The organism is Nocardiopsis tropica (assembly GCF_042660575.1).
GTDB classification, from domain to species: domain Bacteria; phylum Actinomycetota; class Actinomycetes; order Streptosporangiales; family Streptosporangiaceae; genus Nocardiopsis; species Nocardiopsis tropica.
The window spans coordinates 91,765-105,859 of record NZ_JBHSUF010000019.1; the positions used below are offsets into that span (position 1 = coordinate 91,765).

Here is a 14,095-nt window from a genome sequence, read left to right on the forward strand (position 1 = left end):
CCGGTCAGGGCCTCCGTTCACGGCGTGCATGCGCGTGACCGGAGGATCGAATTGTCACATTCTCGGAAGTTCTGGCCGGTATGGGTCAGTGTCAATTCCGCCAAAACGGATGAATCTTCCGACGCCTTTGTTGTCTAATGAGAAACAGCTTCGGGGGGAGTGACGGGACCGACACGAGCCGTGAAGGGGTTTTCGCGAGTGGTTGACGACGAGTCCGGCGACCGGACCGCCGCCCCCGGGGCGCCGCCCCGTTTCCTGGCCGTCTTCGACGCGCTGCGGGCCCGCCCCCCACGCCGCAGGTACACCCTCCTGGCCCGCATGGAGCGCCGCGTGGCCCGCCGGCTCCCCGCGGACAAGCACGACGGCCTCCAGCGCGGCGACGTCGCCGAGCCGCCCCCCGTCCTGGACCTGGCCGTGCGCGGTACGGCGGACCGCTCGGAGGTCCTGCGCATGCTGGTCGAGCGGGGCGGGGCGAACCTCGTGTGGCGCCTGCCCGAGGCGGAGGAGCCCGCGGAGCCGCTTCCGTCCGGCGGGGCCGGGGGGAGCGCGGAGGCCGGAGGGGCGGCCGCCGCTCCTCGGCCAGGCGACGGCGGCCCTCCCGCTGGGAACGGGGCCGGGAGGCGGTTCGGGCGGCGCCGGACCGCGCCGCACCCGGGCGTCGAGAGCACCGGCGCACCGCTGGCCGCCCCTCCGGGCGCCGGGCCCCCGGGCGAGGACGCCCCCGTCACCACCGACCAGCTCTACGACCTGATGGAACGCCTGGTCGACGGCCGCCTCGCCCGCCTCGGCGACCAGCCCGGGCAGAAGTGGTACCACAAGCCCCCCTCCCCTCCCCGCTTCGCCCGCCTGAGCTCCCTGCTGTGGCTGCGCAGGTGCGAGCCGGCCACCGTGCAGGCCAACGTGTCCGGCTCCGAGGTCCCCCAGGACGGCGTCGCGCTCACCAGCGACAGCAAGACCCAGGTGGAGGTCATCAACGAGCTGCGCCGGGTCCGGCTGGACAGCGCCAGGGAACGGCGCGAGCGCCTCCTCGACGCGGCCGGAGGGCGGAGCCCGGACACCGGGGACGACGGCGCCCCGGCCGGAGCACCGTCACGGTGGGAGCGGTCCCGGCTCTCCTTCGTCGTGCGCCGGCGCTGGCTCGCCTCCGCCGCCTCCCGCACCTCCCGCTGGGCGACCCGCGTCTCCGACCGGGTCACCTTCGGCAAGCTCGACGAGAGACTGCTCACCCCGCTGGCCTTCGTCGTCTCCCTCGTCGTCACCGCCACGCCCTTCGCCGTCCTGGGCCTGGTCGCCCAGCAGGTCAACGAGCTGATCGGCCTCCTCGCCGGCGTCGCGCTGACGGCCGCCTACGCGGTCGTCGCGTTCTTCGTGCTCCTGCCCTGGTGGCCCTACCGCTGGCTCAACCGGCACCGCTACGTCACCCACGAGGCGGGCGGCGACAAGGCCCTCCCCAACCACCGCGAACGCGGGATCCACGTCCTCAACCAGCTCAACGACCGCGACGCGGGGGGCGGGCGGATCAGCGCCGACACCAGGCCGCCCGGCGTCCACCGGCTCGCCGTCAACGCCTTCCTCGACGACCTCCACCGCGCCTACGGCGCGGCCGGGCGCCGCAGGCGCAAGCGCAGGCAGCGCCCCGTGCTCCTCCTGGAACAGGAGCGCCTCGACCCGGTGGCCCGCTACCTCGTCCTCCTCGTCGAGGACGAGCGGCTGCGCCGCGGCTTCCCCGACCCCCTCCTGATCGTGCAGGTCCGGTGCGGCTCCACCCCTCCGCTCGTGCGGGGAGGGGTGGACACCGCCCGGTACCCCTCCCTCCCCGAGGGGGAGGGCGCCGCGCAGCGGGCCCCGGAGGTCGGCCGCTGGACCAGGGCGCGCCACGCCGCCGGGCGGCTCGGCGCCCACCGGCTCGTCGCCCTGGACGTCGGTCCGCTGCGCGGGGACCGCCCCCGGGGCTCCTTGCGGCCCGAACCCGTCCGGGTGTTCACCGCCCCCGCCCTCGCGGGGCTCTGGACGGCGGGCGCCGCCGCCTGCGTCGTCCTGGCGGTCCTCCTCGGGACGGTGGTCGTCCCCGCCCTGCACCCCTGCGTGCAGCGGGGCCTGGTGGTCCCCGCCGGGATCGACACGAGGAACGGCCAGTGCGTCGGCGTCTCCTTCGGGGACTTCGTGTTCCACGAGCGGCTGGAGGAGGTGACCGAGCGCATCCGGGACCAGAACCGGGCGGTCGACGACAGCGGGGACCCCTACGTCACCATCGCCTACATCGCCGAGCTGGAGATCGCCGACCCCGGCGACCCCTCGCTCTCCGGGGTCCAGGGTGAGCTGCTGGGCCTGGCCTTCCAGCAGGACCAGCACAACGAGCTGGTCGGCAGGGACGGCACGCCCAAGATCAAGATCCTGATCGGCAACGCGGGGGAGGCGTGGGCCCACGCCGAGGAGACCGCGCGGGAGATCGCCGCGCGGTCCGGGAACACGTACCTCGGCATGGACCGCCCGATCGGCGCCGTCGGCTTCGGGCACAGCGTCGCGCCCAACAGCGAGGCCATCCGGATCGTCGGCGACGCCGGGATACCGATGGTCGGCACCACCGCCACCTACGACGACGTCGCCCGGTCCGGCGAGCGGCAGCACAACGAGTTCTTCTTCCCCGTCGCCCCCGCCAACAGCCGCATCGCCGAGCAGGCGGCGCACTGGGCCTACAACGGCGTGCCGTGGACCGGCGACCGGGGGGTGGAGTACGGGCTGGAGCCCGCCCGCACGGCCGTGGCCATCGCGAGCGCGGGGGCCGCGGAGGACGGGGGAGCGCACGAGCAGTACGGCCCGCACCTGGCCGAGCTGTTCATGGCGGCCTTCCAGGAGGAGGGCGGCTCCGTCTGGGAGGGCGCGCGGGGGCTCGGGCCGGAGGAGTACGCCGACGGGACCCTCCTGTACGGGAGCGGCGACCTGGAGGAGGACACCACCTTCCGGGACCACCTCGACCGGCTGTGCACGGAGGACCCGCCCGACCTGCTCTACTTCGCCGGGCGCTCCGCGGACTTCACGGCCTTCCACGACTACTTCAGGACCGCGGGCGGCGCGGCGTGCGTGGGAGGGGACATGACCATCCTCGGCGGGGACGACATCGCCAAGTTCGTCGCCGACGAGGAGGACCGCATCAGCCAGTCCCTCCAGCACCCCGTGTTCTACACGCCGCTCGCGGCCAGCGGGTCCTGGGGCGAGTCGGAGGCGCTGGCGGAGGAGGACTCCCAGGGGTTCTACACGGCGGTGGACGACCTCGTGGAGGAGCTGTACCGGGAGGACGGGGACGAGGAGGGGGAACCGGTCCCGCGGACCGAGCTCCCGTCGATCGCGCACGCCGCGGTGGCCAGCGACGCCCTCCTCGTCGTCTCGCGGGCGATGCCGCACACCGGCCTGACCCCCGAGGAGCTCGCCGCGCGGGGGCCGCTGGGGTTCGTCGGACTGGAACGGCGGCCGTTCCTCCGGACCCAGGAGGACTACGAGGCCAAGCGCGACCAGCTCCTGGGCGGGATCCGGGACACGCGCGGCCTGACCGGCATGTCGGGCTACCTCGAGTTCGACAGCTCGGTCGACGGCCACTGGTTCCCGGAGCGCCTGGTGCAGCTGGTCCTGGTGGGACCCGACTCGGGCGGGGACCGCCAGCACGTCATCCACAGGTGCGGCATGAGCAGCGCGGACCTGCCCCCGGCCGACCCCGGCTGCGTATGAGGGGGAACGGGGGGCGGGGCGGGGTGGCGCGGGACCGCCCGACGCGAGAAGATGCCCGTTGTGGACCACCGAAACCCCGCCGAACTGCGGAAACCGTACACGGGTGAACCCCTGGTGCGCTCCTCCCTCGCCGCCCATCCGATGACGCAGTTCCACCTGTGGTTCGAGGAGGCCTACGAGTCGGGGCTGGCCGAGCCCAACGCCATGGTCCTGGCCTCCGTCGAGCCCTCGGGGATGCCCAGGGCCAGGACGGTGCTGCTGAAGGGCTACGACAGGACCGGGCTGCGCTTCTTCACCAACTACACCTCCAGGAAGGGGGAGGCGCTGGACGCGGACCCCCGCGCCGGCCTCCTCTTCCCCTGGCACGCCATCCGCAGGCAGGTCCTGGTGGCCGGTCGGGTCGAACGGCTCTCCGACGCGGAGAACGACCGCTACTTCGCCACACGGCCGCGCGGCTCGCAGCTCGGGGCCTGGGCCAGCGAGCGCCAGTCCCGGACCGTGGAGGACCGCGCCGAGCTCGACCGCCTGTACCGGGGCTTCGAGACGGTGTGGGCCGAGGACGAGGAGGTCCCCAGGCCCTCCTACTGGGGCGGCTACCGCCTCGTCCCGGAGGAGGTCGAGTTCTGGCAGGGCGGCCCGGACCGCATGCACGACCGCTTCCGCTACCTGCGCGGCGACGGGGACGCGTGGGAGATCGACCGCCTGTCCCCCTGAACCCCGCCGCGGAGGGGCCGGTGCGGGCGCCCCCGGAGTGATCCCCGTCGCGTCCGGTGCGCGCCCCGGGCCCGTGTGGCGCCGGAGGGCCCTTCGCAAGGGTCCGTCGGGCATTCCTCCAGGGGCGAACGGCCCGGAGGGGCCGGGACCAGCGACTCCTGCGCCGAGGGGCGGACGACGCCCCTCCGCTGTCCACATTGTGGGACGGTGGAGAAATTCGGGCTCGCCGATGCGCGATATGCTTGCCGTATCGGTGGTCGCTCCCGCGGTCCTGCGGACGCCCCGGTCCCCACTCGGCCCCTGGGAATCACGTGGTCCCGGCCTGTGTTGTGAGAGACCTGCCGTGCCCGCTCGCGACCGCGCGTCGGGCGCAGAGCCTTGGGAGGGGAGACTTGACCGCACACGGGCTGATCGACACCACGGAGATGTACCTCCGGACGGTTTTCGAGCTCGAGGAGGAGGGCATCGTCCCGCTTCGGGCGCGTATCGCCGAACGCCTGCACCAGAGCGGACCCACGGTCAGCCAGACGGTGGCCCGCATGGAGCGCGACGGCCTGCTGCGGGTCGAGAACGACAGGCACCTCGTCATGACGGCCGAGGGCCGTCGACTGGCCACGCACGTCATGCGCAAGCACCGGCTCGCCGAGCGCCTGCTCGTCGACGTCATCGGGCTGCCCTGGGAGGACGTGCACATCGAGGCCTGCCGCTGGGAGCACGTGATCTCCGAGGCGGTGGAGGAGCGCCTCGTGACGCTGCTCAACGCCCCCTCGGTGTGCCCCCACGGCAACCCGATCCCGGGCCTGGACGAGCTCGGCCTGGAGAACTACTCGCCCGAGCCCTTCACCGACGACTCGATCGTTCCGATGATCGACGTCGCGGGCAACAGCGAGACGACCGTGACGGTACGGCGCATCAGCGAGCAGATCCAGTCGGACGCCGACATCATGCTCACCTTGCGCGAATCCGGGGTACAACCCGGGCAGGAAGTGGTGCTCAGGGCCTCCGACGGGGGCGTCCACGTGATCGGCGGCGAGTCCGAGGGGACCGACCTCTCCGAGGTCGTCGCCGGACACATCTTCGTCGCCAAGCCGTGAACCACGCGAACACGTTGATTGGTTGCTCATCGGGATTGTCACATTGCGCTGCGGGAACGTTGACGGTGTTGCTACGCTCGCCCCAAGGTGCGGTCGTTCGGGGTACCCGGAGCGGGCATGTATGCAGCTCATGACGGCGAGGTGGCGGCTAGATGACACGGTGGGGTGAGCCCTTCCGGGAGAGCGGCGCGCTGACCACGGCCGCTGTGGTGGACCAGGCGCAGATCGCCATCGTCGTCATCGACAGGTCCAGCCTGCTGCGCTACTGGAACCCCTTCGCCCGCGAGCTCTTCGGGTTCGTCGGCGGCCGGGACTACGTCGGCCTCTCCCTCCTCGACATCGGCATCCACGAGTCGGACCGCGAACACGCCTCCCAGCTGGCCCGCCGCGTCCTGCGCGGCGAGCACTGGGAGGGCACGTTCGCCGTCCTCAAGGGCGACTCCACGTGGATCCACGTGCGCGCCCAGGCCGTGCCGATGCGCGACGAGTCCGGCGAGATCGACGGCATCACCCTCATCGCCCGCGAGGCCCTGCGCAGCGGCCGTGTGGAGGAGCAGTACGGACTGCTCGAACGCATCGGCAGCCGCCTGGCCAGCTCCCTGGAGTTCGACTCCACGGTCAAGGGCGTCGCGGGCATCCTGGTGCCGCAGTTCGCCGACCACTGCTTCATCGACCTCTACGACCACGACCGCCTGGTCAGACAGGTGTCGGTGCACGCCGAGGGGTGGACGCCGCCTCCCCGCACGTGGTTCGGGGTCGGCGACGAGGTCCGCTACCCCGAACGCCACTTCGTCACCCAGGCGCTGCGTCGGATGGAGACCGTCGTCAGCAGCGACTACCTGTTCGAGAACTCTCCCAGCACCCGCTCCGACACCGTCTCCCGGCAGGTCGGCGTCACCTCCGCCATCGCCGCCCCCCTGCGGGCACGCGGCGAGGTCCTCGGCGTGCTCACCCTGGCGCTCTCGGGGCTCTCCCCCCGCCAGAAGAGCACCTACGGCGGGTTCGACCGCGACCTCGTCGGCGCCATCGCCTCCCGGGTGGCCCTGACCATCGACAACGCGCGCCTGTTCGAGGAGGAGCGCAGCACCGCCCTCGCCTTCCAGCGGAGCCTGCTCCCGCACCACTTCCCGCACCTGGACGGGCTGACCATCGCCCACCGCTACCAGCCCGCCGGGCCCCTCCAGGCGCACGGCTACGGTGTGCAGACCCAGGTCGGCGGCGACTTCTACGACGCCATCCCGCTCTCCGCGGGACGCGTCGGGCTGGTCATCGGCGACGTGGAGGGCCGCGGTCCGCACGCCGCCGCGGTCATGGGTCAGCTGCGCGCCGCCCTGCGGGCCTTCGCCCAGGCCGACCGCGAGCCCGCGGACATCCTCCGCGAACTCGACGAGTGGGTCCGCCAGCTCGGCCAGCCGGACGAGGACGGCGGCGGCACCTGGATCCCCAGCGTCAGCTGCCTGTACATGGTCTACGACGCGTGGTCGCGCGAGCTGTCCTACGCCAACGCCGGGCACGCCACACCGCTGCTGGTCACCTCCGACTCGGTCGACAAGCTCGACCTGGCGGCGGCCGACCGCATGCTGGGCGTGCGGGCCAAGGGCGGGGCGGCCGAGGACGTCGTCTACCACCAGGCCGAACTGCGGCTCCCGCTCGGCGCGACCCTGGTCATGTACACCGACGGGCTCGTGAACCGGCACCCGGTCGGAGGTGCGCCCGACCCCGAGCGCGCCCTGGCCAGGCTGGCCGAGCGGGTCTCCGAGGTCGCGGACAAGGACGTCGACGAGATCGCCGAGGCGGCCCTGCACGGCGTCCCCGGCGAGCTGGACGACGACACCGCGCTGCTGGTCGTGCGCACCCACTCCGACGCACTGGCCCTGCGCGAGGGCTGGTTCCCCTCGGAGGCCTCCACCGTGGGCGAGGCGCGCCACCTGGCGGCCAAGACCTTCGACGAGTGGGGGATGGACCGCGACCAGTCCGAGCTGGCCTGCCTGCTGGTCTCGGAGATCGTCACCAACGTCGTCATCCACGCGACCCCCCACCCCGTGCACCGCGAGTTCACCGGCAACGGCGTCCTGGACTCGGAGACGCCCCTCGGCGCGGGGTCGGCGGCGGACGAGTTCGACGAGGACTGGACGGACCTGCTGGAGGCGGCGGCCGAGGAGGACGACGAACCCGCCGAGGACACCGCCGACAAGGAGTTCCTGCTCCGGTTGCGGCGCGGCGCCTCCGCCGTGTGGGTGGAGGTCTTCGACCACGACCTGCGCCTGCCCCGCATCCGCAGCGCGGCCGCCGACGACGAGGGCGGTCGCGGCCTCTACCTGGTGGAGCAGCTGGCGAGCCGGTGGGGCTCCCGTCCCACGCCGGACGGCAAGGCGGTCTGGTTCGAGATGCCGATGCACGGTGAGGACGAGGAGGGCTCGCAGGGCTGAGCCCTCCCGCGGGCCGCGGCGGCCGACCCCGTCGGCCCGCCCGGTTCCGTGACACGGGGGCCCCGTGCGTCCCAGCGGTTCCGCGGGCCCCTGCGGTCCCGCCCCTCCCACCGTCTCCCGGACCCGGCGGACGCGGCGCCGCCCCCGCCAGCTCCCCCCGGGCGTCCCCCGCCGTGCGGTCGGCCGGGCGTCGAATTCCCGGAGAACAATGCGTTTTCCGCCCTGCCCTTCTTGTCGTGGACGACCGTCGCGGTTAATTTGTCCGACGACAACAGAAAAAGATGAACCGATTCCCGGGCAGGGAGTGGAGGACATCGATGGAAGAAGCAGAAGTGGTTCCCCGTACCAATTCTGCAGGTCCGAGAATCGCCGAGTCCGCCCGGAGGGGCGTGGGTCCCCGTTCCCCACGCGTCCCGGCGGACCGCAGGGCTCCCTCCCCCGCCACGGGGGCCGGAGCCGCGAGGAGGGCAGGCCGCCGTGTCCCGCGCCTGGCCCTCCGCTCCCTCGTCGGGGCCCTGGCGCTGGTCGTCGCGCTCCCGGCCCACGCCTTCGCGGCGCCGCCCCCCGCGCTTCCGGCGAGCCACGCGGAGGCGGACGGGAAATGGCAGCCCGCCTTCGACTACGACACCGACGGCTGCTATTCGTCCCCCGCCATCGGATCGGACGGGACCATCGCCGAGGGGCTGAAGACCTCCGGCGCCCTGAACGGCAACTGCCGTGACCGTTCCGACCTCGACAACACGAACTCGTATTCGCGCTCCAAGTGCGACGCGAGCGGATGGTGCGCGTACATGTACGCGCTCTACTTCGAGAAGGACCAGACCGTCCACGGCTGCTGCGGACACCGGCACGACCTCGAACACGTCGTGGTGTGGGTGTTCGACGACGAAGCGCGCCACGTCTCGGCGTCGGCGCACGGCGACTACGACACGAGGCCGGCGTCCGAGGTGCTGTGGGAGGGCACCCACCCCAAGATCGTCTACCACAAGGACGGCGCCTCCACCCACGCCTTCCGGTTCGCGGCCGGGCACGACGACCCGCCGGAGAACCACTACGGCGTGTGGCAGTACCCGGACCTGGTGAGCTGGGACCACTACCCGCCGGGCATCCGGGAGGCGTTCACGTCGGCGGACTACGGGAGCGCGCAGCTCGACCTCAGGGACGGCTCGTTCCCGGGGGCGCTGGCCAGGGCGCAGCCCGACGGCATCGAGTTCGACCCCTACGCCTAGACCGCGGTCGCCGGGCGCCCGCCCCGTCGCGCGACGGGCGGGACCCGCCGGCCGCGTCCGTGCTCCGCCCCGCCGTGGCGGGGCAGGCGGCGCGCCGTCCCTACCGCCAGGACCACGCCCAGAGCAGCAGGCACACGAAGACGAAGAAGACCACGATCCCGCTGGTCGCCCAGGGGATGTGGATCCTGGGCCGGAGTCTGCGCACGCCGATCACGAGCAGCACGACCAGCAGGCCCATGACGATGAGGCCGTCCCACGCACCGCTCATGACTGCTCCGACCCTTCCAGGGGGTTGTCAGGTCACAGGCCGAGGCCGCGTCCCACGATCTCCTTCATGATCTCGGTGGTGCCACCGTAGATCGTCTGGACGCGGGTGTCCTGCCAAGCCTGTGCCACGGGGTATTCCATCATGTACCCGTACCCGCCGTGAAGCTGGAGGCACCGGTCCACGGCCCTGTTGCACATCTCGGTGGTCCACCACTTGGCCATGGCGGCGTCCTCGACGGTCAGCTCACCCCGGTTGAGCAGCTGGATGCCCCGATCCACGTAGGTGCGGGCCATGTCGACCTCGGTGGCAATCTCGGCCAGAACAAAACGACTGTTCTGGAACCGCCCAATCGGACGCCCGAAGGCGGTGCGCTCCCGGCAGTACTCGACGGTGTGCTCCAGCACGGCGCCGGCGGAGGCGACCGCGCAGGTGGCGATGGACAGGCGCTCCTGCGGCAGGTTCTCCATGAGGTGGATGAAGCCCTGGCCCTCCGTGCCGATCAGGTTGGCCGCGGGGACGCGCACGTCGTCGAAGAACAGCTCGGCGGTGTCCTGCGCCTTCATGCCGATCTTGTCCAGGTTGCGGCCCCGGCTGAAGCCGGGCATGCCGCGCTGGACCATGAGGAGGGAGAAGCCCTGCGCTCCCGCGTCGGGGTCGGTCCGGCAGACCACGATCACCAGGTCGGCGTTGACGCCGTTGGTGATGAAGGTCTTGGAGCCGTTGACCACGTACGCGTCGCCGTCGCGGACCGCCGACGTCCGGATGCCCTGGAGGTCGCTGCCGGTGCCGGGCTCGGTCATGGCGATGGCGGCGATCAGCTGGCCCGAGGCGAATCCGGGCAGCCAGCGGCGCTTCTGCTCGTCGTCGGTCAGCTTGACCATGTACGGCGCCATGACGTCGTTCTGGAGGGTCATCCCGAGGCCGCTGGCGCGGGCCCGGCAGATCTCCTCGTTGACGACGGCGTTGTACCGGTAGTCGTCCAGGCCGGTGCCCCCGTACTCCTCCGGCACGCCGTGGCCGAGGAGCCCCACCTCGCCCGCCCGGGTCCACACCTCGCGCGGGACGATCCCGTCCTTCTCCCACTGCGCGTGGAAGGGGACGACCTCGCGCTCGAGGAACTCGGCCACCGATGCGCGGAAGAGGTCGTGGTCGGCGTCGAAGAGTTCCCGCTTCATGCTCTGCTCCGGACGTGTCGGGGATCACTGGCTGACGCCACAGTAACCGAACCATATTCGGTTTTGAAGGGGCGGCTCCAAGCCACGGCAAAGTTCCTGTTCCGGTGGGCGGTTCCCCGCTCACGGGAGCTCCCGGGTTCCTACTGTGGCCGCAGCGGGGCCGTGAGCCGTGCGCGGCCCGACACGGGGGAGAGCCGATGGCGCAGCACGAGGCCGACCACCGGGAACGCAGGGAGCACCGGGGCGGCAGGATCGCGGTGATCATGACCGCGCTGATGCTCACCGTGCTCCTGGCCGCCCTGGACCAGACGATCGTCTCCACCGCGCTGCCGACGATCGTGTCCGAGCTCGGCGGGCTCAACCACCTGTCGTGGGTGATCACCGCCTACCTGCTCGCCGTCACCGCCGTCACCCCGCTGTGGGGCAAGCTCGGCGACCAGTTCGGCCGCAAGCGGCTCTTCCTCCTGTGCATCGGGATCTTCCTGGTCGGCTCCGCCCTGTGCGGCATCGCGCAGGACATGCTCCAGCTCATCGTCTTCCGGGCGGTGCAGGGGCTCGGAGGGGGAGGGCTGATGGTGCTCGCCTCCGCGATCATCGGCGACGTCGTCTCGCCCCGGGAGCGGGGGAAGTACCAGGGGCTGTTCGGTGCCGTCTTCGGCATCTCCAGCGTGGCGGGGCCCCTGCTCGGCGGCCTGTTCGTCGACCACCTGACCTGGCGGTGGGTGTTCTACGTGAACCTTCCCCTGGGGGTCCTCGCGTTCGCCACGGTGCTGGCGGTGCTGCCCGCCAGCACGCCGACCGGTCGGCGCCGGGTCGACTACGCCGGGATCCTCCTGCTGGCCGCCACCGCCGTGTGCCTCACCCTGGTGGCGGCCTGGGGCGGCAGCGTCTACCCGTGGGCCTCGCCCCAGGTCGTGGGGCTCGCCGTCGCGGGCGCCGTCCTCGGTGTCGGATGGTGGCTGACCGCGAGGAGGGCCGCCGACCCGGTCATGCCGCTCAGCCTGTTCCGCAACCCGACCATCGTGGTCGCCATGGCCATCGGGTTCTGCGTGGGCTTCGCGATGATGGGGTCGATGGCGTTCCTGCCGCTGTTCCTCCAGATCGTGCACGGCCTGTCCCCGACGGCCTCCGGCCTCCACCTGATCCCGATGGTGCTGGGCATGTTCCTCACCTCGATCACCAGCGGTCGCCTGGTCACCCGCACCGGCCACTACAAGGCCTATCCCGTGGTGGGCATGGCCGTCACCTCGCTCGGACTGCTGCTCCTCTCCCGCCTCGGCCCCGAGAGCTCGCTCTGGGAGATGGGGTTCTACTTCTTCGTCCTGGGGTTCGGCCTGGGGCTGGTGATGCAGGTGGTGGTCGTGGTCGTGCAGAACGCGGCCGACTACGCGGACCTCGGGGTGGCCACCTCCTCGGCGACGTTCTTCCGGTCGATCGGCGGCTCGTTCGGCACGGCCGTGTTCGGGGCGGTCTTCTCCGGGCAGCTGGCGGCGAACCTGGCGGCCCGCGCCGGGGAGATCCGGCTGCCGCCGGGGGTGGACCCGGCGTCCCTGGAGAGCGACCCCCGCAGTCTGGACCGGCTGCCCCCGGAGGCGCAGGCGTCGTTCCTCCAGGCCTACGCCGACTCCGTGGACACCGTGTTCCTGTGGGCGGTGCCGGTGGCGGCGGCCGGGTTCGTGCTCGCGCTGTTCCTGCGGCAGGTGCCCCTGCGCACCACCGTCGGCTCCCCCGGGCTGGACGAGTCGATCCCGCCCGTCGCCGCGGGGAGCCGCAGCGCGATGGAGCACGTCGAGCGCGAGGTGTACCGGGCCTGCGGCAGGGAGGGCGCGGACGAGATGTACGGGCGCCTGCGCGAGGCGGCGGGGCTGGAGATCTCGCCGCGCGCGTGCTGGGCGCTCAGCCACCTCGGCGTCACCGGGCCGCTCACCGGGACGGAGCTCGCACGGATGTCGGGGCTGGGCGAGGACGCCTGGGAGGGTGTGCGCCGGGAGCTGGAGGAGGCCGGATACCTGACGGGCGGGGGCGGGGCCTGGGAGCTGAACCGGCGCGGGGCGGACGCGGCCCGGCAGGTGTTCGACGCCCAGCGCACCGCGCTGCGCTCGCTGCTGGCCGACTACGGGCCCGGGGAGCACCCGGAGGTGGTCGCCGCCCTGGAGCGGATGACCGCGGACACCCTCGGCGACGAGGGGGACGCCTCGCGCCTCGGCGAGGGGGCCCACCGGCTGTAGCAGCACGGGGGCGGGGCTTGCCGGATCCAGGGAACCGAATACAGTTCGGTTATCGTCACCCACGCTCTTGGAGGACACCGTGGCCGAGGCATACATCGTCGGCGCAGTACGCACCCCCGTCGGTACCAGGAAGGGCGCCCTCGCCGCCGTGCACCCGGCGGACCTGGGCGCGCACGTGCTCAAGGAGCTCGTCCGGCGCACCGGGGTCGACCCCGCCGCCGTCGAGGACGTGGTCATGGGCGTGGTCAGCCAGGCGGGCCCCCAGGCCCTCGACCTGGCCCGCACCGCGTGGCTCTCCGCCGGCCTCCCCGAGAGCGTCCCCGGCGTCACGGTCGACCGCCAGTGCGGCTCCTCGCAGCAGGCCGTCCACTTCGCCGCCCAGGGCGTCATGTCCGGCACCCAGGACCTGGTCGTGGCCGCCGGCGTCGAGAACATGGGCATGGTCCCCATGGGCGCCAACGTCCAGTTCGCCCTCGACAACGACCTCCCCCTCTACGGCGAGGGCTGGACCGGGCGCTACGGCCTCCAGGAGATCTCCCAGTTCCGCGGCGCCCAGCTCATGTGCGAGAAGTGGGGCTACAAGCGCGAGCGGCTGGAGGAGTTCGCCCTGGAGAGCCACCGGCGCGCCGCCGCCGCGCAGGAGGAGGGGCGCTTCGACGACCAGATCGCCCCCCTCGCCGGGGTGAGCCGGGACGAGGGCGTCCGCGCCGACACCACCCTGGAGAAGATGGCCGCCCTCAAGCCGCTGCGCGAGGGGTGGGAGCTCACCGCGGCCGTCGCGAGCCAGATCTCCGTGGGCGCGGGAGCGCTGCTCATCGCGTCCGAGCGCGCGATCGAGCAGCACGGGCTGACCCCGCTGGCCCGCGTCGTCCAGCTGGCCCTGGTCGGCGACGACCCCGTGTACATGCTCACCGCGCCCATCCCCGCGACCAGGGTCGCCCTGGCCAAGGCCGGGCTGGGCATCGACGACATCGACGTCACCGAGATCAACGAGGCGTTCGCCCCCGTGCCGCTGTCGTGGATCGAGGAGCTGGGCGCCGACCCGGCCAAGGTCAACCCGAACGGCGGCGCGATCGCCCTGGGCCACCCGCTGGGCGCCACCGGCTCGATCCTGATGACCAAGCTGATCGCCGAGCTGCACAGGACCGGCGGACGCTACGGCCTCCAGACCATGTGCGAGGGCGGCGGCCAGGCCAACGTCACCGTCATCGAACGCGTCTGACCCGGAGCGCCGG

At 72.4% G+C, this 14,095-nt stretch carries 9 protein-coding genes; 7 read left to right on the forward strand and 2 right to left on the reverse strand.

Features of this window, described 5'->3' with window-relative positions; all coding sequences use genetic code 11:
- Positions 1 to 198 precede the first annotated feature (198 nt).
- From ACFQBR_RS26180 to ACFQBR_RS26200, 5 genes are all read left to right on the forward strand, one after another.
- Positions 199 to 3,723 (forward strand): ABC transporter substrate-binding protein, encoded by a 3,525-nt coding sequence (locus ACFQBR_RS26180; protein ID WP_344179912.1) that lies wholly within the window; start codon positions 199 to 201, stop codon positions 3,721 to 3,723.
- 60 nt (positions 3,724 to 3,783) lie between these two features.
- Entirely contained in the window at positions 3,784 to 4,437 is a 654-nt protein-coding gene (gene pdxH / locus ACFQBR_RS26185; protein ID WP_267947962.1) for a pyridoxamine 5'-phosphate oxidase, read from the forward strand.
- 392 nt (positions 4,438 to 4,829) lie between these two features.
- Complete coding sequence (locus tag ACFQBR_RS26190; RefSeq protein WP_344179910.1) at positions 4,830 to 5,531, forward strand: metal-dependent transcriptional regulator; 702 nt, start codon at positions 4,830 to 4,832, stop codon at positions 5,529 to 5,531.
- 152 nt (positions 5,532 to 5,683) lie between these two features.
- Positions 5,684 to 7,960: a SpoIIE family protein phosphatase gene (locus ACFQBR_RS26195; protein WP_267947964.1), complete on the forward strand. Its 2,277-nt coding sequence runs from the start codon at positions 5,684 to 5,686 to the stop codon at positions 7,958 to 7,960.
- A gap of 389 nt (positions 7,961 to 8,349) precedes the next feature.
- The gene (locus ACFQBR_RS26200) at positions 8,350 to 9,189 is read left to right on the forward strand and encodes an NPP1 family protein (protein ID WP_344179907.1); all 840 of its coding nucleotides are present in this window, start codon (positions 8,350 to 8,352) and stop codon (positions 9,187 to 9,189) included.
- 100 nt (positions 9,190 to 9,289) lie between these two features.
- Here the strand turns inward: ACFQBR_RS26200 and ACFQBR_RS26205 are convergent, their stop codons facing one another.
- Positions 9,290 to 9,457 carry a hypothetical protein gene (locus tag ACFQBR_RS26205; RefSeq protein WP_267947966.1) on the reverse strand — a complete coding sequence of 56 codons (168 nt, stop codon included), beginning with the start codon at positions 9,455 to 9,457 and terminating at the stop codon, positions 9,290 to 9,292.
- 32 nt (positions 9,458 to 9,489) lie between these two features.
- A complete protein-coding gene (locus tag ACFQBR_RS26210; protein ID WP_267947967.1) occupies positions 9,490 to 10,632 on the reverse strand; it encodes an acyl-CoA dehydrogenase family protein in 1,143 nt (380 codons plus the stop codon).
- A gap of 197 nt (positions 10,633 to 10,829) precedes the next feature.
- Here ACFQBR_RS26210 and ACFQBR_RS26215 point away from each other — a divergent pair, with 197 nt between their 5' ends.
- Together ACFQBR_RS26215 and ACFQBR_RS26220 are read left to right on the forward strand one after the other, a co-directional pair.
- Complete coding sequence (locus ACFQBR_RS26215; protein WP_344179905.1) at positions 10,830 to 12,860, forward strand: MDR family MFS transporter; 2,031 nt, start codon at positions 10,830 to 10,832, stop codon at positions 12,858 to 12,860.
- 79 nt (positions 12,861 to 12,939) lie between these two features.
- A complete protein-coding gene (locus ACFQBR_RS26220) occupies positions 12,940 to 14,082 on the forward strand; it encodes an acetyl-CoA C-acetyltransferase (RefSeq protein ID WP_267947969.1) in 1,143 nt (380 codons plus the stop codon).
- Positions 14,083 to 14,095 lie beyond the last annotated feature (13 nt).

Excerpts from the sequence above, each read along its gene's own strand:
- ACFQBR_RS26195 (WP_267947964.1), top strand. The coding sequence starts at position 5,684 with ATGACACGGTGGGGTGAGCCCTTCCGGGAGAGCGGCGCGCTGACCACG.
- ACFQBR_RS26205 (WP_267947966.1), bottom strand. The coding sequence starts at position 9,457 with ATGAGCGGTGCGTGGGACGGCCTCATCGTCATGGGCCTGCTGGTCGTG.
- ACFQBR_RS26210 (WP_267947967.1), bottom strand. The coding sequence starts at position 10,632 with ATGAAGCGGGAACTCTTCGACGCCGACCACGACCTCTTCCGCGCATCG.
- ACFQBR_RS26215 (WP_344179905.1), top strand. The coding sequence starts at position 10,830 with ATGGCGCAGCACGAGGCCGACCACCGGGAACGCAGGGAGCACCGGGGC.